The 24,040-nt window shown below is 69.8% G+C and carries 18 protein-coding genes and 1 pseudogene; 9 read left to right on the top strand and 10 right to left on the bottom strand.

The annotated features are described in order from the left end of the window. Nucleotides 1–31 precede the first annotated feature (31 nt). The 4 genes from AB5J50_RS47985 to AB5J50_RS48000 are packed head-to-tail and all read left to right on the top strand — an operon-like array spanning nt 32 to nt 4,103. Nucleotides 32–955, top strand: a complete 924-nt coding sequence (locus AB5J50_RS47985; protein ID WP_369264814.1) for an ABC transporter permease — start codon at nt 32–34, stop codon at nt 953–955. Beyond that, entirely contained in the window at nt 948–2,633 is a 1,686-nt protein-coding gene (locus AB5J50_RS47990; RefSeq protein ID WP_369264815.1) for a dipeptide ABC transporter ATP-binding protein, read from the top strand. Before AB5J50_RS47985 ends, AB5J50_RS47990 begins: the two co-directional genes overlap by 8 nt. Further along, the gene (locus tag AB5J50_RS47995) at nt 2,630–3,856 is read left to right on the top strand and encodes a dipeptidase (RefSeq protein ID WP_369264816.1); all 1,227 of its coding nucleotides are present in this window, start codon (nt 2,630–2,632) and stop codon (nt 3,854–3,856) included. The genes AB5J50_RS47990 and AB5J50_RS47995 overlap by 4 nt, the downstream gene beginning before the upstream one ends. A 7-nt stretch (nt 3,857–3,863) precedes the next feature. Next, nucleotides 3,864–4,103, top strand: a complete 240-nt coding sequence (locus AB5J50_RS48000; protein ID WP_369264817.1) for a DUF6059 family protein — start codon at nt 3,864–3,866, stop codon at nt 4,101–4,103. 160 nt (nt 4,104–4,263) lie between these two features. Here AB5J50_RS48000 and AB5J50_RS48005 read toward each other — a convergent pair whose 3' ends face one another. From AB5J50_RS48005 to AB5J50_RS48030, 6 genes are all read right to left on the bottom strand, one after another. Next, nucleotides 4,264–5,892 carry a protease pro-enzyme activation domain-containing protein gene (locus tag AB5J50_RS48005; RefSeq protein WP_369264818.1) on the bottom strand — a complete coding sequence of 543 codons (1,629 nt, stop codon included), beginning with the start codon at nt 5,890–5,892 and terminating at the stop codon, nt 4,264–4,266. 140 nt (nt 5,893–6,032) lie between these two features. Further along, the gene (locus tag AB5J50_RS48010) at nt 6,033–8,996 is read right to left on the bottom strand and encodes an AAA family ATPase (RefSeq protein WP_369264819.1); all 2,964 of its coding nucleotides are present in this window, start codon (nt 8,994–8,996) and stop codon (nt 6,033–6,035) included. Between the two features lie 253 nt (nt 8,997–9,249). Then, a complete protein-coding gene (locus AB5J50_RS48015; RefSeq protein ID WP_369264820.1) occupies nt 9,250–10,458 on the bottom strand; it encodes an amidase family protein in 1,209 nt (402 codons plus the stop codon). Nucleotides 10,459–10,748: 290 nt separating this feature from the next. Beyond that, nucleotides 10,749–11,618 (bottom strand): alpha/beta fold hydrolase, encoded by an 870-nt coding sequence (locus AB5J50_RS48020; RefSeq protein WP_369264821.1) that lies wholly within the window; start codon nt 11,616–11,618, stop codon nt 10,749–10,751. A 106-nt stretch (nt 11,619–11,724) separates the two neighbouring features. Next, nucleotides 11,725–12,729 carry an NADP-dependent oxidoreductase gene (locus AB5J50_RS48025; RefSeq protein WP_369264822.1) on the bottom strand — a complete coding sequence of 335 codons (1,005 nt, stop codon included), beginning with the start codon at nt 12,727–12,729 and terminating at the stop codon, nt 11,725–11,727. A 275-nt stretch (nt 12,730–13,004) separates the two neighbouring features. Next, nucleotides 13,005–13,673 (bottom strand): TetR family transcriptional regulator, encoded by a 669-nt coding sequence (locus tag AB5J50_RS48030; RefSeq protein ID WP_369264823.1) that lies wholly within the window; start codon nt 13,671–13,673, stop codon nt 13,005–13,007. 546 nt (nt 13,674–14,219) lie between these two features. On the opposite strand from AB5J50_RS48030, the gene AB5J50_RS48035 reads away from it, so the two are divergent. Next, on the top strand, nt 14,220–15,071 hold the full coding sequence (locus AB5J50_RS48035; protein ID WP_369264824.1) for an alpha/beta fold hydrolase: 852 nt from the start codon (nt 14,220–14,222) through the stop codon (nt 15,069–15,071). Nucleotides 15,072–15,708: 637 nt separating this feature from the next. After that, nucleotides 15,709–16,575, top strand: coding sequence for an alpha/beta fold hydrolase (locus AB5J50_RS48040; protein WP_369264825.1), 867 nt, complete (start codon nt 15,709–15,711; stop codon nt 16,573–16,575). 96 nt (nt 16,576–16,671) lie between these two features. On the opposite strand, the pseudogene AB5J50_RS48045 reads toward AB5J50_RS48040, so the two are convergent. Together AB5J50_RS48045 and AB5J50_RS48050 are read right to left on the bottom strand one after the other, a co-directional pair. Further along, a pseudogene (locus AB5J50_RS48045) lies at nt 16,672–16,776 on the bottom strand (IS5/IS1182 family transposase); the annotation flags it as partial. Nucleotides 16,777–16,834: 58 nt separating this feature from the next. Then, nucleotides 16,835–17,407 (bottom strand): TetR/AcrR family transcriptional regulator, encoded by a 573-nt coding sequence (locus tag AB5J50_RS48050; RefSeq protein WP_369264826.1) that lies wholly within the window; start codon nt 17,405–17,407, stop codon nt 16,835–16,837. 118 nt (nt 17,408–17,525) lie between these two features. Here AB5J50_RS48050 and AB5J50_RS48055 point away from each other — a divergent pair, with 118 nt between their 5' ends. From AB5J50_RS48055 to AB5J50_RS48065, 3 genes are all read left to right on the top strand, one after another. Next, nucleotides 17,526–19,010, top strand: a complete 1,485-nt coding sequence (locus AB5J50_RS48055; RefSeq protein WP_369264827.1) for an amidase — start codon at nt 17,526–17,528, stop codon at nt 19,008–19,010. Between the two features lie 37 nt (nt 19,011–19,047). Further along, nucleotides 19,048–20,613, top strand: a complete 1,566-nt coding sequence (locus AB5J50_RS48060; RefSeq protein WP_369264828.1) for a long-chain fatty acid--CoA ligase — start codon at nt 19,048–19,050, stop codon at nt 20,611–20,613. Between the two features lie 144 nt (nt 20,614–20,757). Then, on the top strand, nt 20,758–22,002 hold the full coding sequence (locus AB5J50_RS48065) for an NADH:flavin oxidoreductase/NADH oxidase family protein (RefSeq protein ID WP_369264829.1): 1,245 nt from the start codon (nt 20,758–20,760) through the stop codon (nt 22,000–22,002). An 81-nt stretch (nt 22,003–22,083) separates the two neighbouring features. Here AB5J50_RS48065 and AB5J50_RS48070 read toward each other — a convergent pair whose 3' ends face one another. Then, nucleotides 22,084–22,749: a winged helix-turn-helix transcriptional regulator gene (locus AB5J50_RS48070; RefSeq protein ID WP_369264830.1), complete on the bottom strand. Its 666-nt coding sequence runs from the start codon at nt 22,747–22,749 to the stop codon at nt 22,084–22,086. A gap of 87 nt (nt 22,750–22,836) precedes the next feature. Continuing rightward, the gene (locus AB5J50_RS48075) at nt 22,837–23,673 is read right to left on the bottom strand and encodes an SDR family NAD(P)-dependent oxidoreductase (RefSeq protein WP_369264831.1); all 837 of its coding nucleotides are present in this window, start codon (nt 23,671–23,673) and stop codon (nt 22,837–22,839) included. Between the last annotated feature and the right edge of the window lie 367 nt (nt 23,674–24,040).

Genomic DNA, 24,040 nt, shown 5'->3' on the forward strand with positions numbered 1-24,040 from the left:
ACGGCCGACCTTGCTGCCGGACCGTCTTCGCGTGCGGCTGCGTACCGGCGGTGCGGTGCAGCGCGCCATGCTGCTCACCGGTGCCGTACTCACCGCAGTGTTCGTCCTCGCGGCGCTCCTCGGACCGCTGCTCGCCCGGTACGGATACGCCCAACTCCAGGACGGCGGGGGGTTGTTCGGGTCGCAGCAACACCCCAGTAGTACCCATCCGTTGGGCACCACCATCGCGGGGTACGACGTGCTGTCCCGCACGGTGTGGGGCGCCAGGACCGCGCTGGAGATCATCCTCGCCGCGCTGCTGCTCTCGGTGGTCCCGGGCACCGTTCTGGGCCTGGCCTCCGGCTATCTCGGCGGCCGCCTGGACCGGTTGCTGGTGGGGCTGGCCGACGCGCTCTACGCGTTCCCGCCGCTGCTGCTCGCCATCGTCATGTCGATCGTGATCAGCGGCGGACAGTCGAGCCTCGTCGGGGGCCTCGGTGCGGCGGCATGCTCGGTCGCCGTGTCCTTCGTACCGCAGTACTTCCGTGTCGTACGGGCCGAAGTGATCCGGGTGAAGGCGGAGCCCTTCGTGGACGCGGCCCGGGTGATCGGCACCGGGACCTGGCGGATCATGTTCCGGCACGTGCTGCGCAACTCGGTCCGCACCCTCCCGCTGATCTTCACCATCAACGCCTCCGAGGCCATCCTCACCCTCGCCGGGCTCGGCTTCCTCGGCTTCGGCATCGAGCCCAACTCGGCCGCCGAGTGGGGCTACGACCTCAACCGCTCGGTCGCGGACGTCACTTCGGGGCTGTGGTGGACCGCGATACCGCCGGGCCTGGCCATCGTGCTCACCGTGCTCGGCACCACCCTGCTCGGCGAGAGCCTCACCGACCTGGCCGACCCGCGGCTTAGGCGGCGCGGCGGCTCGACGGCGACCGCCACCGGAACGGACGGAGGCGCGGACGATGACTGACCTGCTGCGCATCGAGGACCTGCATGTCACCTTCGCCACGGACGCCGGTCCGGCCCCCGCGGTGAAAGGGGTGAGCCTGTCCGTCGCTCCAGGGGAGGTGCTGGCCCTGGTCGGCGAGAGCGGCAGCGGCAAGACCGTGACGGCCAAGTCGGTCCTGGGGCTGCTGCCCGCCACCGCGAACGCTCGCGGCCGCGTGCTGCTCGGCGACGGCACCGCCGACCCGGCCGAGGACGTGCTCACCGCGCCCCCCGCCCGTCTGCGCGCCCTGCGCGGCACGCACGCCGCGATGGTGTTCCAGGAGCCGTCCACTGCGCTCAACCCGGTCTTCACCATCGGCTGGCAGCTCACCGAGGGCCTGTGCGCCCACGGACACGGCGGCAGCAAGGCCGAACGCCGGGCCCTGGCCGTCGAATGGCTCGACAAGGTCGGCATCCCGGACCCGGCCACCCGCGTGGACCACTACCCCCACCAGCTGTCCGGCGGACAGAAGCAGCGCGCCGTCATCGCCATGGCCCTCGCCCTGGGCACCAGGCTCATCGTGGCCGACGAGCCCACCACGGCCCTGGACGTCACCGTCCAGGCGGAGATCCTGGAACTCCTGCACCGCTGCCGCACCGACTTCGGCACCGCCGTGCTCCTCATCACCCACAACATGGGCGTGGTCGCCGACCTCGCGGACCGGGTGGCGGTGATGAGCGAGGGCGAGGTGGTGGAACAGGCCCCGGTCCGCGCGTTGTTCGCGGCGCCTGGCCATCCGTACACCCGGGAACTGCTGGCCGCTGTACCGGTCTTCGGCGAGGGAAGCCGTACGCCGGCATCCGGGGCGGACGACGAGCAGCCGGTTGTACGGGCTGCCGGGCTGGTCGTGGACTACCCGGGGCGGCTGGGGAGGAAGGGTTTCCGGGCTGTCGACGGCGTGAGCTTCGAGATCCGGCCGGGTGAGGTGCTCGGTCTTGTGGGGGAGAGCGGCAGCGGCAAGACCACCATCGGCCGGGCAGTCGCCGGTCTGACGGCGGCGACCGGCGGTGAACTCGACGTGTTCGGCGAGCCGTTGACGGCACGACGGCGTACGCGCGGCCGGGCCGGCCACATCGGCTACGTCTTCCAGGACCCCGCGGCCAGCTTCAATCCGCTGCTGACCATCGCCGACAGCATCGCGGAACCCCTGGTCGTCCACCGGCGCGAACTGGGCGCCACAGCGATCGGCGCCGAGGCCGAGGCGCTGCTGGAGTCCGTCCACCTGCCCCGCAGCTACGCCGACCGCTACCCGCACGAGCTCAGTGGCGGCCAGCGTCAGCGTGCCGCGCTGGCCCGCGCGCTCGCTCTGCGGCCCCCGCTGCTCATCGCTGACGAACCTACCTCGGCCCTCGACGTGTCCGTCCAGGCGAAGGTGCTCGACCTCTTCACCGAACTGCAGCGGGAGCTGGGCTTCGCGGCGCTGTTCATCAGTCATGACCTCGCGGTGGTCGAGCAGGTGGCGGACCGTGTCGTCGTCCTGCACCGTGGCCGCATCGCCGCGTCGGGCACCACGGCCGAGGTGCTGGGCAGCCCGGAGGACGACTACACCCGGCGGCTGGTCGCCGCCTTGCCCGTCGCCGACCCGGTCCGGCAGGCTCGGCGCCGGGACCTGACCATCGGCGTCCCTGACGCCCTCGACGAAGGAGTGGCACGCGCATGACCGACACCGTGTTGGATGTGGTCGAACAGGTGCTGAGCAGCACCCCCGTCTTCGACGGCCACAACGACCTGCCCATGGCGCTGCGCGCCCGCTCCGGGTACAGCGTCGAGGGGCTCGCCGACGGCCGCCCGGACCTCCACACCGACCTGCCGCGGCTGCGCGCCGGAGGGGTCGGCGCGCAGTTCTGGTCGGTGTACGTCTCCTCAAAACTGCCCGAACCCGAGGCCGTGGTGGCCACGCTGGAGCAGATCGACGCTGTCTACCGGCTCGTCGCCCGCTACCCGGACACCCTGCGGATCGCCTACACCGCCGCCGACGTCGAGCGCTCGCTCGCCGACGGACGGATCGCCTCCCTGCTGGGCATCGAGGGCGGCCACAGCCTCGCCGAGTCCCCGGGCGTCCTGCGGTCGTACGCCCGACTCGGCGTCCGCTATGTGACCCTCACCCACAACGACAACACCTCCTGGGCGGACTCGGCCACCGACGAGCCGGGCGTCGGCGGCCTGAACGACACGGGCCGCGCGATCGTCGCCGAACTCAACCGCACCGGCCTGCTCGTGGACCTCTCCCACGTCGCCGAGTCCACCCAGCGGGCGGCCCTTGCCGCTTCCACCTCCCCGGTGCTGTTCAGCCACTCCTCCGTACGCGCCCTCAACGACCACCCGCGCAACGTCGCCGACCCGGTCCTGGCGCTGCTGCCGGGCAACGGCGGTGTCATCCAGCTCACCTTCGTGCCGTACTTCATCTCCGCCGAAGTCGCCGAATGGTCACTGGAGTTGCAGGCGGAACGCGAACGTCTCGGGCTGCCGGCCCATCCCTGGACGTGGCCACGCGCACCACGACCGGGCGAGGATCCGGCCCAGGTCGCCGAGGAATACGCGGGGGCCTTCGCCGCGTCAGCCGACGCCCGGCTGCGACGCTGGACCGAGGAGCACCCCCGCCCCGAGGTGACAGTGGCCCAGGTCGCCGATCATGTCGAGCACGCCCGCGAGGTGGCAGGCAGGGACCACATCGGCCTGGGCGGCGACTACGACGGCGTCGACCACCAGCCCACCGGCCTCGCCGACGTCTCCGGTTACCCGGTCCTGCTGCGCGAACTCGCCGACCGCGGCTGGTCCCGGGCCGACTTGGAGGCGCTGACCGGCCGCAACGTGCTGCGCGTCCTGCGCGAGGCCGAACACCGTGCGACCGAACCGCTGTGGCCGACGGCGCCGCTGCGGTGAGCGGGCGGTGAAACGCCGACGCCGCTGGGCGGACGTGTTCGCCCGGTGGACGCCGGGCCTGCTCGCGGTCGGCTGTTGCCTGTGGGGACTTCCGGTGCCGGAGGCGCCCACGGGCGGCGAGGAGACGGAACGGACTCCGGAGCCGGACGGCCGTCTGCCGTCCGGCCACCCGGAGCGTCTTGCCGCGCACATCCCGCTGACGCACGTGGAGCGGGAGCTCTGGTCCGCCCTGAACCTGAAGGCCTGACGAACCCGTCAGCAGGTCGCCACTCGAACGCGGCCGCCGCCTCCCACAGCGCCTGTGCCACCGCCTGGGGCGAGTCCGGGCCCGGCGCGCCCACCACAGCGCGGGCCGGGAGTGATCCCGGCCCGCGCGCGCCCTATTGGTTGGCCTTCAGCGCTGGAGGTCAGCCGAGCAGCTTGCTCGCCAGTGTCGCGGCGTTGTACGAGCCCCATCCGCTGGTGAAGTCCCAGCCGCTGGCGGCGGAGTAGGCGCCGTTGCTGCCGCTGGTGATGTCGTGGAAGCCGGTGCCGCTCGCCGTGTAGAGGGCGGGGTTGGCGAAGCCGAGGTTGGCCTTGCCGGCCGCCGCGGCCTGCTGGTTGTACAGGGCGGCGAAGGCGGCCCACTCGGGCGCGGCGGCGCTGGTGCCGCCGACCGAGGTCCAGGAGCCCTGCGAGTAGATCGAGACGCCGGGGCTGGGGTTGGCGTGGGCCGAGACGTCGGGCACCTGGCGGTAGCCGCCACCGGCGCTCTTCTGCACCGCGGTCTGCCAGCTGGGGATCTTGAAGACGGAGGACTTGCCGCCACCACCGCCGGACCAGGCCACCTCCTTGCTCCAGGCGTTGGCGGAGGTGACGGTCAGCTTGGTGCCGCCGACGCCGGTGACGTACGGGTCGCTGGCCGGGTAGTCGACGGAGGTGCCGCCGTCGCCAGCGTCGTCGGAGCCGTCGTCTCCGGAGGCCGCGTAGAAGCCGAGGCCCTGGGCGGCGCCCGCCTTGAAGACGGCGTCCACGGCGTTGATGTTGGAGGTGGTGCGCGCGCTCTCGGCGGCGCCCCAGCTGATCGACGTGGTCGGGATGCCGCTGTCGACGATGGCCTGGTAGGTGTCGACCTCGCCGGCGTCGGAGTTGGGGCCCTCGAAGACGGTGACGTTCGCCTTGGGGGCGATCGCGTGCAGGACCTCGATGTCCAGCTCGACCTCGACCTGGCCGTCGCCGAGGGAGCCGGAGCCGCCGTCCACCTTCTGCACGGTCGGGGTGGGTGAACCCAGGCTGTAGTTGTTGTCGTAGGCGGTGATGTTGGACTGCTGGAAGCCGTCGAACTCGATCAGCGCGATCTTCTGGCCGCTGCCGGTGTATGTACCGGAGACGTTGTAGCCGCCCTTGATCTGGGCCGGGGTGTAGCCGCCGCCCGGGCCGTTGTGGGGGGTGACGGTGGAGGGCGTCGGGTGGTGCAGCCGGAGGCGGTTGTTGAGGCCGGCCACGTCGCTGACGAGGGAGGCGACGGCGGTCGGCAGGGTCGGCGCGGCGTCGTTGGCGTAGAACGAGCGCCCCGAAGCGGCGTCCTTCCAGGTCGACAGCCTGGTGCCGAAAGCCTTCTCCAGCTGGGCGGCGGTGCCGCTGGCGTCGACCAACAGGTTCCCCGAGTGGACCTTGCCGACGGTGAGACCCTGGGCGCGCAGGTAGTCCTTGAGCTGCTTGACCTCGGCGTCGGTCCGGCCGAAGCGGGCCGCGAACTGACTCTTCGTCAGATAGTGGCCGTAGGAACTGGACCGCGGGTTGCTGACCTTCGCGACGAAGGTGTCAAGTGCCTTGCCTCCCCTGGGAGTCAGGCTGATCGCCACCGATATCCGCTTCCCGGCGGCGACGTTGCCGGTGCGGGTCGCGTCCTGCTTCAGGCCCTTCAGGACATCTCCGGTGATGGCGGCGCGAGTTGAGTGCGACTGGGGGGTGTCGACGGCGTAGGCGGCGGGGACGGCGGCGGCGAGCAGGGCCGGCACGGCGACCAGACCGACCAGTTTCAGGCGTGACTTCACTGAGGTCCTCCGGAGAGTGGGGGGATGTGTCCCGGAAGCGGAACGGCTTCACCGTAGGAACATCAGCCCCACCCGCATAAGCGGGGGAACCCTTGCGTTACGTGTTAACTGCGGATGTCACGTGAACTGCGGATGTCAGGTCAAGGTCGGGTGTCGAGCCCACGGGGAACCCGGATACGGCCCGGCTGGCTCGTCATCACCGCCTGGGCCGCGGGCCTCACTTGGTCGTCGTCGCCGGAATCCACGGCCGCCGCCCCGGATGCGATGACGGCGACCGCCATCGCATGGGCGAGCGCGGTGCGCGAGCGGACCCCGAACTTGCGGTAGACCCGCGACAGGGCACCCTCCACCGTCTTGACGCTGATGAACAGCTCCGCGGCGACTTCCCGGTTGGTGGCCCCGCCGCCGACCAGTCCGGCGATCCTGGCTTCCGTGGGGGTGAGTTCGGGCCCGCCCGCGCCTGCCTCACCGCTCCGGTCTCCGGCGTCCAGCCGCCCCAGCTCGTCCCTGGCCCGCGCCGCCAGCGGAGCGGCGCCGATCCGCGTCGCGGTCTCCAGCGCCTCGCCGAGGACCGCTCGCGCCGCGGTCCTGCGGCGCGCGCGGCGCTCGACCGCGCCGAGCGCGATCAGGGTACGTACCAGCTCGACGGGCAACGGAAGTTGACGCAGACGGTCCACGGCGGCACGCAGCCGTACCGCGCCCTCCTTCGCCCGGCCGAGTCCCGCCTCACGCAACCCCTCCGCCCGCTCCAGAGCCGCCAGTACGCTCCCGGGCGCATCGCCGGACACCCGCGTGCGGGCCTCGCGGATCACGGCCCCGGCCGCGTCCGTCTCGCCCAGGACGACCAGGGCTTCGGCCAAGTCGCTGTACCAGTGCAGCAAGGGCGGGTCGGCGGCGGACATGGCCTCGCCGAGTTCCTTGACGCGTTGCAGCGCCTCGACCGCGGAAGCCGCCCCTCGTGGGTCGCCGACGAGCAGCTCGGCCTGCCCGAGCACCGCCAGCGCGCGCAGCAGGAACAGCCGGTCGCCGTCCGCCTCCGAGGCCCGTACCGCCTGCGCGGCGAGGTGCCGGGCCTCGTCGGCACTGCCGCCCGCCGTCGCCGCGAGCGCCGCCGCGTACAGCGCCGGAGCCGCCTGTACGCCTGTCTCGGCCAGGGCGCGCGAGCAGTGGGCGGCGGTGCGCAGCGCCTCCCGGCAGTGCCCGGAGCGCACCTGAATGCGGGTCAGCGACACCAAGGTCGCCATGACCTCCTCGACCCCGGCGAACTCGCCGATCTCCGCAAGGAGTCCGGCGACCTGGTCCCGGGCCTCGGTCACCTTGTCGGAGTCCAGGGCGAGAATCGCCCGCATCCGGATCAGTCCCCAGCTCTCCGGGCCGGCGTCGGCGCCGCCGACCAGCGCGAGCGCCTCCTCGAGCGCGGCGTCGGCGGCGACCGGTTCCCCGGCCAGGGACCGCACCCGGGCGAGGGTGGCGAGTGCACCGATCCGGGTGTCCGTGTCGCCCGCCCGGTCCGCCTGCCGGGCGGCGTGCCGGGCGTGCCGGGCCGCCTCCTCCAACTCCCCGCAGAGCAGGCCGCGTACAGCCGCCCAGTAGTGCAGCCATGCTTCGGCCTCCGGGTCGCCGTCGGCGTCCCGGAGGCCTTCCTCGATCAGGTCGCGGGCACCTTCCAGCGCCTGCCCGGCGTTGCGCAGCAGGATCAGCCGGGCCCGCACGCGCTGCCGTGCGGAGCCCGATGCGGCGAGGACGGTCTCGGCCGCCTGTCCCGCCTCCTCCAGGTGTCCGGCGTCGCACGCGTACTCGGCCGCGGCCAGCAGCCGGTCGGCGCGCTCCGCGGGGCGGTCGCCGGGAGTGCGTCGGGCAGCGAGCTCGGCCAGTTCGAAGGCGGCATCGGGTGCGCCGTGGCGGCGTGCGGACTCGGCCGCGGACATCAGCGTGCGGGCGGTGGTTTCGTCCTCGTGCGGGTGGGCGAGCGCGAGGTGGCGGGCCTGCTCCACGGGCTCGGTGACCGCGCGAGCCAGCAGGGCGTGCGCCTGCCGGCGGCCGTACTCCGGTGCGTCGGCGTATACGGCGGCCCGGATCAGCGGATGCCGGAAACGTACGGCTCCGTCGGCGTCGGCCGTCGCGATGCCCAGCCGTTCGGCCTCCGCGAGGTCCGCGGCGGGGTCATGGAGCCCGGCGGCACGCAGCAGAGTGAGGCTGGGGCGGGCGGCGGCGCTCGTGACGAGGAGGGTGTGCCGCGCCGGCTCCGGCAGCGTACGCACCTGGTCCAGCAGCAGGGTACGCAGCCTGCGGGGTACGGGCAGCGTCCGGCCGAAGCCGACGGGCGCTGCGTCGCGCGCCGCCGCCCGTCCCAACTCCAGTGCGCACCAAGGGTTTCCGGCGGCGGTGTCCTGGATCGCCCGCAGCGTCGCCGGTGGCAGGTCGGCACCGATACCGGTGCGCACGAGGTGTGCCACCTCGCCGTCCGACAGCGGCGGCACGGGAAGTTCGACGGTGCCCGGCGGGCAGCAGCGCAGCCGTTCGGGCTGCTCGCCGTCGGCCACCCGCTCGGCGGCCACCACCCGGATGCCGAGGCCCTGGATGCGGCGTACGGCGAAGGCGAGCACCTCGGCGCTCGGCTCGTCGAGCCACTGGAGGCCGTCGATGACCAGCAGAACGGGGCCGGTGGCGGCGAGGGCGCGCAGCACTTCGAGGACGGCTACGCGCACCGCGAGACGGCTCTGGTCGCCGGCGGGTTCCTGGCCGCGCAGCAGAACCGCCCTCAGTGCCGCCCGGGGCTCGGGCGCCAGGGCCTCCAGGCAGCTCTCCGGCACCCGCGCGAACAGGTCGATGAGGCCGACGAAGGGGAGCCGGGCGTCCTCCTGAGCGGGCGAGCAGTGCAGCACCGTGCCGGCCGACCGGTCATGCGCGGCCAAGGACGTCATGAGGGCGGCCACGAGCATGGACTTGCCGATCCCCGCGGGACCGTGGAAGAGCACTCCGGAACGGTCCGTCAACTCGGCCCGGGCGGTCTCAAGCAGCTCGCGGCGCCCGGTCAATGACCGTACATCCACGGCAGCCGCCCGCCCGTTGCCCTGGGGGCGGTACCCGCGGTCGTCGTGCACGCGGCGCCCAGTGACGGGTGACAACCGGCGCCGAGGGCAGAGCCGTTGGCACGGGGAGTGCAGCAGGTCCGAAGGCATCGCAGCATGTGTTCATGACAACCTTCGTGGATTCGGCTTGTCAATGATCTCTGTCACGCCGCCTGTTCGCCGACGACTCGCCTGGTCAGCAAGGCTCGGTGCAGCGAGGGCATTCTTGGTCCTGCTTACGAGGTACCGGAGCGTCGACTTCCGTGCAGTGCAGGCCGGCGGATCGTCACACGAAGGCCGGAGGGGGCTGGTAGCCCTCGAGTTCGCGGCCCATGAGCTCGGCGAACTTGATCGTGGTGAGGTCGCCGCCGCTCGGACCCATCGCCTGTAGCCCGACGGGCAGGCCGTCCCGGCCCGTTCGGACGGGGATGGTCGTCGCCGGTGAGCCGGCCACGTTGGCGACAGCGCTCCACTTGACCTGGTCCCAGTAGGGTCGAGACCGTCCTTCGACCTGGATCCGGCGTCCGAATCTGTCGATCGGTTTGTTGTGGTGAGGCGGAGCCGTGGTCGGTGTGACCGGCATGAGCAGGACATCGAACTCCCGGAAGAACTCGGTCCACCGTTGCCGGAGTTCATGGCGTGCGACATCCGCCTGCAGCCAGCCGTAGTGGGACTGGAAGGTTCCTCGCAAGGCATGCATCGCTTCTCCGCGAGGGTGCTGGGCCATGCGCGCGAGGAGCGCGGCGTTGGAGGCCGCTGTCAGTCCGGATCGGTCGTAGGTGAAGGCACCGTAGAGGAGGCGCAGGAAGATGTCATGACTGGTCGTCATGTCGACGGGGAGGCCGGCGGGCCGCACCTCGACCTTCGCGCCGGCCGCCTTGAGGGCATTCAGGGCGTCGTCCACGGCGGCGGCGACATCATCGTCTATGGGGCACGACGGGTCCTCGGTCCACACCGCGACCCGGAAGGCACCCAACTCGCTCGCCCTGGGTGGTGCGAGGGTGTAGCTGAAGCCACCGTCGCGCTCAGGTGGTCCCACCGTCGCGTGGAGGATGGGGACAAGGTCGCGTGCCTCGCGCACCTGGGCGCCCGCGCAGGCGAGGTCGATCTCCGCCCACCGCCCCACGCCTGGTCCGCCCGGCACGTGGCCGATGAGTGGGATGGACCGCCAGGTCGCCTTGTGTCCGTAGAGGCCGTTGAAGTGTGCTGGGATCCGGGTCGATCCGCCGATTTCCGAGCCGAAGTCGAAAGCGGTCAGCCCTGCGGCTGTAGCCACGGCTCCACCCCCTGCGGAACCTCCGGACGTACGGGCGGTGTTCCACGGATTCAGTGTGGGCCCGAACACCGGGTTGTCCGCCTGGACGTCCTGGTTTCCCGCGGGCAGGTTGGTCTTGCCGATGATCACCGCACCCGCGGCGCGCAACCGTCGTACCGCCTCGGCGTCCTGCTCGGGTATGTAGTCCTTGAGGTGGGTCCGACCACAGGCTGTCCGCATACCGGCGGTCTCGTCTCGTTGTAAGTGCCGATGCGGCTCAGGTAGACCTCGAGCAGTTCCTCACTCGAGACCTGGCCCGCGGCCAGCGCATCCAACTGGTCCGCGGCTGGTTGGAAGGGGAGGTCACGCACGGAGAGCCTCATTTCTGGATGCGCTGCTTCGGCAAGCCCAAAGGCCGAGAGGCGCCTCTCATTGACGTACGGTCATGCCATTGCGACCGTACGTCAATGTCTAGGGCGGGGAGGCCGTCGGTGGGACCAGCGGGCGGATGCGGCACTGCTCTGCGCGGCTCAGCGCTCGAGGAACCCAAGCGCCCTCGTCACGAATTCATCGTGGTGCTGGAAGATTCCCCCGTGTCCGGCATCCGGGAAGAGGGGGACGAGTTCGCTCCGGGGCAGGCGTGCGGCCAGGTCGACTGTGTTCTGGCTGGGCACCATCCGGTCGTTCTCACCGTTTGCCACGAGGACCGGTAGGCCAATGGCCGACAGGTCCGACGGCGCCTGGCGGCCCCATCGTTTGATGGCCTTCAGCTGGGCGCGGAACGACGGCAGCGAGATGTCCTTGTCGCGGCTGTCCGTGCGCTCCTTCAGTCGTTCCAGGAAGGCACGTCCGGCCCGCCGACCGCCTGCGGTGTCGGTGAAGAAGAGGGAGAGCTTGGGGTCCTGGCGGGTCAGGGCGCCCTTGAGTGTGGCCTGAAGGGTGAGTGACGGCACCTTGTCGATGCCGGGGCCCCCGGCGGGACCCGTGCCCGCGAGGATGACCTTGCGGACGAGGTGCGGTTCTTCTTCCGCGATGACCTGCGCGATGAAGCCGCCCATCGACAGACCGAGCAGATCGACCTGGTCGAACCCGAGGGCTCGGATGAACAGCACCGCGTCGCGAGCCATCGCCTCGATCGTGTCCGGCGTGGAGCCGGTTGATCCGCCCACCCCACGGTTGTCGAAGGCGATGACCCGACGCCGTGTCGCGAGCCCGTCCACGACGCGCGGGTCCCAGTTGTCCAGGACGCCGGCCAAGTGGACCAGGAGGATCAGCGGCACGCCGCCCTCGGGACCGAGTTCGCGGTAGACGAAGTCCTCGCCGCGAACGGACACGGAGCGGGTCGGCGCGTGCTTGTACGACGACGTCGAGGGGGAGGGTGAATTCCGCGGTGTGTTCATGTCCAGGTCCTTGGGGTAGCGGGTTTCAGGCACTCTGCCGTCGGCGCGGGCGCGGTGTCGGCCCCGCGCTCGCGGGGGACTTTCGCTGCCCGGCAGGCCGGTTCCCTCACGTCATCCTGACGACGACCTTGCCGGCCTTCGCGCGGCCTGCCACGAGGTACTCCAACGCTTCTCGGGTCGACTCGAACGGGAACACGGTGTCGACGACGGGGCGGATCCTGCCGGCATCGATGAGAGGAGTGAGCTCGCGCAGCTGGTCCCCACTGGCCTTCATGAACAGGAACGAGTACGTCACGTTGCGGCGCCGGGCGCGTCGTCGGGTGCGGAAACTCAGCGCGGACATCACCAGCCGAATAGCCGGATTCGCGCCCAGCTCCCTGGCGAAAGCGGCGTCGGGCGGGCCCGCGACACTGATGACCTTCCCGCCGGGCTTGAGTACGTCCAGTGACTTCTTGAGCGTCTCGCCGCCGAGCGAGTCCAGGACGACGTCATAGTCGTGCAGCACCGTCTCGAACGCCTGCTTCTTGTAGTCGACGACAACGTCCGCGCCCAGACGCTTCACCAAGTCGACGTTGGCCGTGCTCGTGGTGGTCGCCACGTGCGCACCCAGCTGCTTCGCCAGCTGGATGGCGATGGTGCCCAGGCCGCCGGAACCCGCGTGGACGAGGACCTTCTGACCCGGCTGAATGCGCGCCCGCTCGACCAGCGCCTGCCACGAGGTCAGGGCGACCAGAGGAAGGGAAGCCGCCTCCTCCATGGTCAGCGTGGCCGGCTTGATCGCCACGTCGTCCTGGTGCACCGCGATGAGTTCGGCGAACGTGCCGATCCGGTCCTTGTCGGGCCGCGCGAAGACCTCGTCCCCCACTGCGAACCGCGTGACGGCCGTACCCACTTCGACCACCACTCCGGCCAGGTCGTTGCCCAGGACGAACGGGACCCGGTAGGGAAGGATCGCCTTCATCTCCCCGTCGCGGATCATGCGATCGAGCGGGTTGATGCTCGCGGCCCGGATCCGGACCAGCACGTCGTCCGCGCCCACCTCCGGGTCCGGCACGTCGCGGGCACGCACGCCGGCTTTGTCTCCGTAGCGCTCTACCGTGAAGGCCCTCATCGTCGTCTCCATAGCTCGTCCGCAAGCGGTCGGGGGTGCTGTTCCTCCCGGGATCCCCGGGTAGTAGCTGCAGTGATTCTTTGTGGCGATGTGCGATTTATGTGTGATGGGTTCTATGGGGGGCGGAGCTCTTGGTCCCGGCTGTCCGCGGAGGGCTGTGCACCAGTCCACGTGGCGGGCGGGAGCGGGAGGCGGCCTATTGGATTACGTTCATAATGCTAAGTGGTGGGTCGGTGGACCGCAAGTGGGGCCGTTCCTGGTGGCGCGGTGCGGGGTCAGGTGGTGCGCTGCTCCGGCGTTACGGGCAAGTGGTGGCGCGAGCGGGCGGGCTCTGCGGGTGAGTCGGCTCGATGTCCTGGGGGTTCAAGCTCGACGCCGAGTAGTGCCAGGGCGTTGTGGATGCCCTGATCGAGAAGTTCATCGGCGAGCTGTTCATCGGCGAGGGCTCGGGAGAGCTGCAGTGTCCCGGCCATCATGGCGTAGGCGCTGAGCGTCCTGGTGCGGGCCGAGAGCGGGTCGTCGGGTGCCAGGCGCGCGGCGATGCCGTCGACGACGATCAGCACACCCTCGGTGTACGCCTGCCTGGTGAGGTCTGCGCAGCGCCCGATTTCGTCGAGCAGGGCGGCGGATGGGCAGCCGTCTTCGGGGCTGTCGCGATGCCGGGCGGACAGGTACCACCGCACGATCTGTTCGAGCCCGGCGTGGCCGGGTGCCGCATGCGCGACGATGTTCGCGTTCTGTGTCTGCAACTGGTCGGCGACCACGGTGGCCACGAGGTCCTCCTTCGACGCGAAGTGGGTGTAGAAGCCGCCGTTGGTCAGCCCCGCGTCCTTCATGAGTGCCGAGACGCCCGAGCCGTCGATACCGTCCCGCTTGAACCGGCGGCCGGCTGTCTCGATGATCCGCTGCCTGGTCCTCTGCTTGTGCTCATTCCCGTACCGCACTGCATGCTCCTTCGCTCGCCTGAGGGTCGTTCACTCTCCGCCGGCTCCCTCGCTGTATTGTATTGCGAACGTAATTTAATGATCTCAGGGTGCGGGTGGCCGTCTCGCTTGTCGGCTTGAGGTCGCCCCGTCGCACCTCGCGGGCTGTCGTCCGTCGCGAGGGGGCGCTTGCCCTCGCGGCCTTGCCTGCATAGTATTACGATCATAATTTCAATGCCCACCCCGGAAGGTGCCGTTCTCGCGCTCCGCGAGGCGGATTCCGAGGTGGTCGCAACGGACCGGAAGACGTGGGCTGCCTGTCGCGGCGGCTGATCTTCCTTGAGCTCGGTACAGCCGGTGACCCCCAGGTCGACGACGCGGCCGAGCAGGTGATCGACCGATTCGGGTGGATCCGCGACCTGGTCGACCACGCCGGCTCGGCGCTTCGGGCGCCGGCGAGGAGGGCTCCGGACCGCAGTCCCGGCACGTCGGTGGACTGCTTCGCGAGCGGGCCCGGGAGATGTCACGCACACCGGCCGACGCACCCGCCAACAAGAGAAGGACATCATGAGCACGTATCTGGCAGACAAAGCCGAGGACCTCACCGTCGAGGGTCCCTCCGCACGGTTCACCTACCGGCGGATGGGTCCGCAGGGCGGCGTTCCACTGGTCCTGCTGAACCGCTTCCGCGGGACCATCGACTGGTGGGACCCGGAGTTCCTGGACTACCTGGCCGCCGACCACGACGTGATCGTGTTCGACAACGTCGGCGTCGGCTACACCGACGGTGAGCCGCGCGACTCCCTCGAAGGATTCGCCGAGGGGGCCATCGAGTTCATCGACGCACTCGGTCTCGCGCAGGCCGACCTGCTCGGATGGTCCCTGGGCGGCATCGTGGCCCAGCGCGTGGCCGTGCGACGCCCCGAGCTGGTGCGCAAGCTCATCGTGGCGGGCAGTGGCCCGGCCGGCTGGGTGCCCGACGCACCGCCCTTCAGCGAGAGGGTCCTCGGCATCATGGCCAAGCCCGACGCCGACCTGGAGGACATGCAGTACCTGTTCTACCCCGAGACGGAGACGGCCCGTGCCGCTGGGCGCGAGCACTTCGACCACGTCTCGACCCGGCTCGCCGCCGGCGGCCCCGCGGTCTCCGAGGCCGCGGCGCAGGGCATGCTCAACGCGGCGGCCACTCTCCTGGCGGCCCCCTTCGACCAGGTGGTAGCCGAACTGGAGGCCATCAAGCATCCCGTCCTCTACGCCAATGGCCTGAACGACGTGATGATCCCCGCCCACAACTCCTATGTCGCGGTCCAGCACCTCGCCGACGCCACCCTCGTGCTCTACACCGGCGCCGGCCACGCCTTCCTCTTCCAGTACGCCAAGGCCTTCACCAAGCAGGTGGCCGACTTCCTCGCCGCCTGACCACGCCGCCGCCCCCGAACGACGCAGGGGCGGCGGCCGTCGGCCCATCCTGCAAGCGCCGCCTCACAGCCATGTGGGGCGGCGCTTGTGCGATTGCCGAACGTCACGACCACGAGACTTTGGTCGGCAGCCGGTCCTTTCGGCGACGTGAGCTCGCGGAAACGCTCCCTGCTCAACGTGGTTGTCCTGCTCGGCCTGTGTGCGCCGGCAGCTCCGAGCCGTCGGCGGTGTCTCTCTGAACGGGTGCTCGCTGTGTCGGGGACCGCCGCATGTCGTCTGCGGCATCGTCCCCAGTGCCACGGAGACCTTCGGCCGCTGCCGTCGGCCGGGGCCGGCTCCGGCCCACGCCATCGAGGCCTGAGGGTCTGCTCCACGACGTGAAGAGTCGGGGCTGCCGACAGGGCCGACCCGTCATCGCGTTCGGCCGCAGACTTGCCTCATAGAATTACGGTCATACTTCAATCGTCGACGTGATGCTGAAAGGCTCGACCGCTCAGGGTTTCGATCCCGCCGCTTCTGACCGTCGACCCCGCAGACTGTAGCCGCAGCCGGGAGACGCAGGTGACTGCTTCGTGCCCTTCCCTCTGTGAAGGAGGAGTGGCGCGCTCGCAGAAGCCCCGCACCGAAGGGCACGGCCATGACTGATTCACAGGAAGTACGAGGCGGCGTGGTGACGTCGTACAAGAACGCACCGACCCGCACCATCACCGCAGGGGGAGTGACCTTCGCCTACCGTGAGCTCGGTCCCCAGTCCGGTGTCCCGGTGGTCTTTCTCACCCACCTCGCCGCAGTCCTCGACAACTGGGACCCCCGGGTCGTCGACGGCATCGCCGCCAAGCGGCGGGTCATCACGTTCGACAACAGGGGCGTCGGCGCTTCCAGCGGTTCGACGCCGCGCACCATCGAGGCGATGGCGAAGGATGCCGTCACTTTCATCCGGGCGCTCGGGTTCGAGTACGTCGATCTCCATGGCTTCTCGATGGGCGGCATGGTTGCCCAGGTGATCGCGCAGACCGAACCGGGCCTCGTTCGCAAGCTGATCCTCACGGGTACCGGTCCTGCGGGCGGCGAGGGCATCAAGAACGTGGCGCGGCTGTCCCATCTCGACACCGTCCGAGGGCTGTTCACCCTTCAGGACCCGAAGCAGTTCCTCTTCTTCACCCGCACCGCGGGCGGGCGCCGGGCGGGGAAGGAGTTCCTGGCCCGTCTGAAGGAGCGCACGCACGACCGCGACAAGGCGATCTCCCTCACGTCGTACGGTGCCCAGCTCAAGGCCATTCGCTGCTGGGGGCTGGAACAGCCTCACGATCTCTCCGTCATCCACCAGCCGGTGCTCGTCGCGAATGGAGAGAGCGACAGGATGGTGCCGACGAAGAACTCGGCCGATCTGGCGCGGCGCGTGCCGAACGGTGAGTTGGTGATCTATCCCGATGCCGGCCACGGCGGCATCTTCCAGTTCCACAGGGAGTTCGTGGCGACAGCTCTCGAGTTCCTCGAACGGTAGTGGGCGCGAAGCACGGTTGTCGTTCGGGCCGAGGAGGTTGCCTCGGGGCCGCGACACCCTTTGGGCGGGCGGCGCGAGCCCCCCGTCCGCACTTGCCGGCGGTTCGACCTGGCCGTGCTCGCGACGGCGCGCGACGACCAAGCCGGTGCCCGTGTGGCCGTTATCCGCGATGGTTGTGGTTCTGCTGACGGTCACCTTCGCGAGGAAGGGCTGGAGGCGCCTCCCGGCGACCTCGTGGAGAGCCGTGAACCGGTACCCCTCAGCGCATGAAGGTGAGGGCGTTCTCGATTCCCTGCTCAAGGATCTCGTCAGCGAACTTCGGGTCGGAGAGGGCGCGGGACAGTTGCAGTGTCCCCACCAACATGGTGAAGAGCCCGATGGCCTTACCGCGAGCGGACTGCGGGTTCTCAGGTGCAAGGCGGGCGGCGATCTCCTCCAGGATGTCCCGCGCACCGTCGGTGTAGGCCTGCTTGGTCCCGTCCTCGCAGCGGCCGATCTCGTCGAGGAGGGCGGCGGACGGGCATCCGAGACCGGGGTGGTCCCGGTGCTCGGGTGACAGATATTCGCGAATGAGGTCCTCGAGTCCCGGGCGGCCGGGCCGCAGAGTGCTGTACCCCGCGACCTGTGCGCGCAGTTGCTCGCCCACGACATGGGCGACGAGGTCGTCCTTGGACGCGAAGTGGGCGTAGAAGGCTCCGTTGGTGAGCCCGGCATCCGACATCAGTGTGGAGATGCCCGAGCCGTCGATGCCGTCCTGCTTGAACCGATGGCCGGCCTTCTCGATGATCCGTTGCCGCGTCACCTGCTTGTGCTCCTTGGTGTAGCGCACCACAGGGCTCCTCCATTCGCTCCGCAAGGCCATTGCCTCGCACCCCATCCTAATCTATGGTCTGACATGCGTAATATTATGATCGGCATACAATGCTGCAGTCGATCCGCCACCGCCAGAGATGAGGCATGCCGTGACTGACGTTCCCTTCCGATCTGCCGTGGATCAGTCACGCGCGCTGGCCGCGGGTGAGGTCTCGAGCCGGGAACTCGTCGAGCTCTACCTCGGGCGGATCGCCACCCACAACCCCACGCTGAACGCGGTGGTGACGCTCGACCCCGAGCGCGCCCGCCGCGAGGCCGCGGAAGCCGACGCGGCGCGGGCGGCGGGACACGACCTCGGTCCGCTGCACGGTGTGCCGATCACGGTCAAGGACAGCTTCGAGACAGCGGGGATGCGCACGGTCTGCGGGCGCGCGGACCTGAAGGACCATGTGCCCGACCAGGATGCCGAGGCGGTCAGGCGGTTGCGTTCGGCCGGTGCCGTGATCATGGGGAAGAGCAATATGCCGCCGGGCAACCAGGATGTCCAGGCCGACAATCCGGTGTTCGGTCCTTCGTCGAACCCGTGGGACACGACCCGTACCTCGGGCGGGTCCGCCGGGGGCGGCGCCGTCGGCACCGCCGCGGGTCTTGCGGCGTTCGACTTCGGCTCGGAGATCGGAGGTTCGACCAGGATCCCGTCCCACTTCAACGGCCTCTATGGCCACAAGTCGACCTGGCGGTCGATCCCCCTCATCGGGCATGTGCCCTACGGGCCGGGCGCGGGACGGTGGTCGGAGGCCGACATGGCCTGCGGCGGCGCGCAGGTCCGCGACGCCCGTGACCTCGTCCCGATCCTGCGGGCGACGGTCGGGTCGGCCGACTACGACGGGGGTTTCAGCTACACGCTCGCGCCGCCGCGCGCGACCAAGCTCGCCGACTTCCGGGTCGCCGTCTGGGGCGAGGATCCCTCGTGTCCGGTCGACAGCGACGTCGCGGACGCCGTGAACGACGCGGTCACTGTGCTGCGGGCGGCCGGCGCGAAGGTCACGGTCCAGCCCGCGCGCCTCCCCGTCGACATCGCGACGAATCACCGGAAAGCCTTCCTGCCCCTGCTCTTCGGCGCGCTGTCCTACGACCGCACCGGTCTCACACCCGCCCCCAACGCCGCCCTGTTGGCGCGGCTCGTCCAGCACCCGCGCGGCGACGCCGGTCCCGCCCTGAAGGGCACCTTCCAGTCCCACTACCAGTGGCTGCAGGCCCACACGGTGCGCAACGAGATCCGCCAGCGATGGTTCGAGTTCTTCCGGGACTTCGACATCGTCCTCATGCCGGTCACCCCGACGGCCGCCCCCGTCCACCACAACAAGCTGATCGACCGGTTCGGTCGGCCCTTCGAAGTCGACGGTGTACGGCGCCCTTACTGGGACCAGGTCAAGTGGAACGCCATCGCCAACGTCTCCGGCGGTCCGGCCACGACCATCCCGGTACGCAAGGGCAGGAGCGGACTGCCCATCGGGCTGCAGGCCATGGGCCCGAGCGGAGGCGATCTCACCACCATCGAGTTCGCCGCTCTGCTGGGTCGGGAAGTGGAGGGCTTCGTGCCGCCTCCGGAGTTCGCCTAGACCGACCGCGCACACCCCGAGAACCAGGAGAGCGATGATGCTCAGCCCGAGCCGCAACGTGTCACGACTGCTGACGGATTCCGCGTCCCGACATCCGGAGCGCACCGCGATCATCTTCGGTGACGACCGGATCACGTACGACGCCCTCGACTCCGCTGCCAACCGCGTAGCGAACCTGCTCGTCTCGCGCGGGATCCAGCCGGGTGACAAGGTCGCAGTGTCCTGCCCCAATCTGCCCCACTTCTCCAGCATCTACTTCGGCATCCTCAAGGCGGGTGCTGCGGTCGTGCCGCTGAACGTGCTGCTGAAGGCCCGCGAGGTCGCCTACCACCTCGCCGACTCTGACGCGAAGGCGTACTTCGCGTTCGAGGGCACGTCGGAGCTGCCGATCGGGGAGGCCGCGTGGGAGGGGTTCCAGGCGAGCGCGGGCTGTACCGAGTTCTTCCTGATCGAGAGCGGTGGCGCGCCGGCGAACGGGGACGGGGCACCGGAGTCCTATGCCTCGGTCGTCGCCGAGCAGCCCGTGACGTTCCGGACGGTCGAACGCGACGAGGACGACACTGCGGTGGTCCTCTACACCTCCGGCACGACCGGTCACCCCAAGGGCGCGGAACTGCGGCACCGCAACGTGTACGCGAACGCGCTCATGGGCATCGACCTTTTCGCGGCCGATCCCGAGCGCCCCGACACCTACCTGTGTGTGCTGCCGCTGTTCCATGCCTTCGGCCAGACCGTGATCCAGAACGGTGCCTTCGCCTTCGGCGGCACGATCGTGATGCAGCCGAGGTTCGAGGCGCAGGCCGCCCTGCGTCTCATGCTCGCCCACGACGTGACGTTCTTCGCCGGGGTCCCGACGATGTACTGGGGTCTTCTCGCGGCACTCGACGAGACGGTCGACGTAGCCCGCCTGGCCGCGAACCTTCGCGTGGCGGTGGCCGGTGGCTCAGCCCTGCCCGCTGAGATCCACAAGCAGTTCGAGAACCGCTTCGGGGTCACGATCCTCGAGGGATACGGACTGTCCGAGACCTCCCCGATCGCGTCCTTCTCCCGGTTCGGCGAGGCACCCCGCGTCGGGTCGATCGGGGTGCCCGTTCCGGGTGTGGAGATGAAACTCATCCAGGACGACTGGTCCGAGGTCAAGGGCGGCCCCGACGAGATCGGGGAGATCGCGATCAAGGGACACAACGTCATGAAGGGCTACTACAAGCGGCCCGAGGCGACGGCCGAGGTGATCAAGGAGGGCTGGTTCCGTTCCGGAGACCTCGCCCGCAAGGACGAGGACGGCTTCTACTACATCGTCGACCGGTCCAAGGACATGATCATCCGAGGTGGCTTCAACGTCTACCCGCGCGAGCTCGAGGAGGTGCTCATGGAGCACCCCGCGGTCTCGCTCGTCGCTGTCATCGGCGTACCGCACGAATCCCACGGCGAGGAGATCAAGGCCGTCGTGGTGAAGAAGGCCGGGAGCGGCACGACCGAGGACGAGCTCGCCGCCTGGGCGAAGGAGCGGCTCGCCGCCTACAAGTACCCGCGTGTCGTCCAGTTCGTCGACGAACTGCCCTTGACCTCCACCGGCAAGATCCTCAAGCGCCAACTCGCCTGATCGGCCCGGCCGAACAGCGTCGGCGCTCATCGGCGGTCGGACGACTCGGCCGAGGCCGCGGATCGAGCCGGCCGGCGCCCGCCTGCCCAAAGGGCATCCGCACACCCTGCCCACGCACCCACCCCGACCGGAGGAAACCCACGCATGACGTCCCTTCACGACCACCTGACCCTGCCCAACGGCCAGGTGCTGCCGAACCGGATCATGAAGTCCGCGTTGAGCGAGGCACTGGCCGACAAGCGCAACGCCCCGGACCATCGCCTCGAACAGCTCTACCGGACCTGGAGCAGGGGCGGGTACGGACTGATCATCACCGGAAACGTCATGGTCGACCGCACCCAACTCGGCGAGCCGGGCAACGTCGTCATCGAGGACGACCGCGACCTCGCCGCGCTCACCCGATGGGCCGCGACGACCAAGGACGCCGGCATTCCGACCTGGGTGCAGCTCAACCATCCGGGCCGCCAGTCCAACATGCTCGCACTCGGGCACACGCCGGTCGCGCCCAGCCCGATCCCGCTCAACCTGCCCGGTGCGGCCAAGCCCCGCGAGCTGACGTCCCCGCAGATCGAGGACATCATCGAGCGGTTCGCGACCGCAGCCGCGGTGTGTGAGGCCGCCGGCTTCGCCGGGGTGCAGGTACACGGGGCTCACGGCTACCTGGTCGCCCAGTTCCTCTCCCCGCTGTCGAACCAGCGCGACGACGAATGGGGCGGCGACCCCGAGCGCCGGATGCGCTTCGTCGTCGAGGTCGTGCGCCGCATACGGTCACGGGTGTCACCCGGCTTCGCCGTCTCCGTCAAGCTCAACTCGGCCGACTTCCAGCGCGGTGGCTTCACAGAGACGGAGTCCCGCGGAGTCGTCGCGGCTCTGGCGAAGGAAGGACTCGACCTGATCGAGGTCAGCGGCGGCAGCTATGAATCGCCGGCGATGATGGGCGCCGCAGCGGCGTCGACCCGCGCCCGCGAGGCCTACTTCCTGGAGTACGCCCGCACGGTGCGCGGCCTGGTGGGCGACATCCCGCTGGCGGTCACGGGCGGCTTTCGCTCCCGTGACGCGATGGCGGGCGCCGTCGCCGGCAGAGAGTGCGACGTCGTCGGCATCGGGCGGCCCACCGCCACGACGCCCGATGCCGCCGATGTGATCCTCACGGGGCGCGCCGAGGCAGTCGTCGCACACCAGAGGCGCTACGGGATGCGCCGTGTGCTCGGCAAGGTCGCCGACCTCAAGGCACTCGACGGCGTGCTCGACCTCAGCTGGCATGCCGACCAGCTGCACCGACTGGGCGCCGGACTCGAACCCGACCTGCGCCGCGGGCGTCTGGCCACCACTGTCTCGATGGTGCGGCGCAACGGCAGGACGTCCTTCCGCCGCAAGCGCGGGGCCTGAGGCCCGCTCAGGCACGCTTGGGCTCACGTGATGACCTGACGAATCGCCGCGGGCAGCACCAGCCCGCTCTCCGATGCCCGATCAGGCCGACCGGTCAGTGGTGAGCCGTCGGGCCGCCTCGGCGAAGGCCTCGAAGAGGTGATTGACCGCCTCGATGTCGCCGTTTACCGCGAGGCGGCCCGACGCGGTGGCAGCGGACGGCTTCTCGTTCCCGAGCGACAGCGCGATGAACGTTCCCGCGTCACAGGCCACGGTGGTGGGCGACGATGCGGGTGACGGTGCGGACCGGACCCGGAGCGCCCCGTCGCCGACGGTCATGGAGAACCGTTCGCCGGCATCGACGTCGCACTCAAGAGCAAGGCCGGCCAGCCGACCGGGGGCGATCGCCACGGTCATGCACAGCGCCACCATGTCCGTCCGAGCAGCCGGCAGATCGACACCGTTGCTCATCAGGCCCAGGCCCCACAGTCCGAGTCCGATGACCGGGACCCTCAGCTCTTCACCGAAGTCGGTCAGGGCGTACTCCGACGCCGGCCCGGTCTTGGAGATGACGCCGATCGCGTGCAGAGTGCGAAGCCGGTCGGTGAGGCGATTGGGTCCGATCGACGGCATGCGACCGAGGATCCCGGTGAACCGCTTCGGGCCCAGCAACAGCTCGCGGAGGATGAGTACGGTCCAACGCTCGCCAAGCACGTCCATCGCCGTGGCGAGTGGACAGGCCTGCCCGTATCTGCGTACCGCTCCCATGTGTTCCACCCTACTGACCTGCTGGGCCGACGCGAGGGCCAGGGCTTTCCCTTCAGCCCGGCCCTCGTGCGAGCGCTGCTACCGGACTCAGCGTCCTTCGAGCTTGCCGAGGAGCGCGCGTGTGGTGAGGTCACGTGCCAGACGCGCGTCGATCGCCGGGTTGAGCACCCCTCGCAAGACGGACAGCGGTGTCCAGCGAGCCGGCCGGATCACGCGGGGTGAACGGTGCTCGATGGCATGCGTGATGGCATGGGCAGCCTCGTCCGGCTCAAGGCGCTTGAGCAGCGCTCGCGGCGTCGTCCGGGACAGGAGCCTGCCGATCGTCGGGTCCTCGTCGACGCCGTTTCTGATCATGTCCGTCTGGATCAGCGAGAAGTAGGCGGTGGTGGCAGAAGCGCCGTGCTGGGCGAGTTCCACCCGGAGTCCGCGTCCGAGCTGCTCAATCGCGGCCTTGCTCATCGCGTAGGGAATCGCCCCCATGCCATTGAGGAAGGCGAATACCGAACTGATCAGTACGACCTGACCCTGGTTGTCGACGATCTGCTTCATCGCCGCGTTCACGGTGTTGATGGCACCGTTGACGTTCACGGCCAGCACCTTGTCGATCGCGGGTGCGGGCAGGGTACGCAGTGTGGAGCCACGCCCCATGATGCCGGCGTTCGCGATCACGACATCGACCCGCCCGAACCGCTCACATATGTGGGCTACGGCATCGTCGAGCGCGTCGCGGTCGCAGACGTCCGCGGTGAAGCCGACGACGTCGGACGGTGACATGCGGGCTGCGATCTCCGGTGTATTCACCTGCAGATCCACGATGCCGACCCGTGCGCCCCGGGAGAGGAGAGCCCGAGCCGTCGCGCTGCCGAGCCCGCCGGTGCCGCCGGTGATGAGTACGACCTTGCCGGCGAGTTCGTATGCAGTCATGCGGATGCCTCGTCTCCAGTCATGGGGTTCGTCCGCGTCCACATTCAGTGCGGCGAGTCCGAATTCGGGGCCGAGTGGCGGGACTTCGCGTTCACCGTCGGCGCGTCACTCCCGTTGTGAGCACGCGTTGACCGCCCAGCTACGCCGTTGTCATGAAGCGGACACTAGCAAGTGCTATATAAAATATATAGTCATCGCGCGCCGATCGGTTCATGTCCCGGACCGGCTGTCGGCATGTGCGAGTTGCTGCGCCGTGAATTCCTGGCAGCGATGGCGACACGGTTGCGGCGCGCGGCGGTGGCGATCTGAGACTCCTCGGATCGCCGGGGCGCCGTGCGCCGCAGCAGCGTCGAGGCGCCCGAAGCAG

The organism is Streptomyces sp. R35 (genome assembly GCF_041053035.1).
GTDB lineage: Bacteria > Actinomycetota > Actinomycetes > Streptomycetales > Streptomycetaceae > Streptomyces > Streptomyces lutosisoli.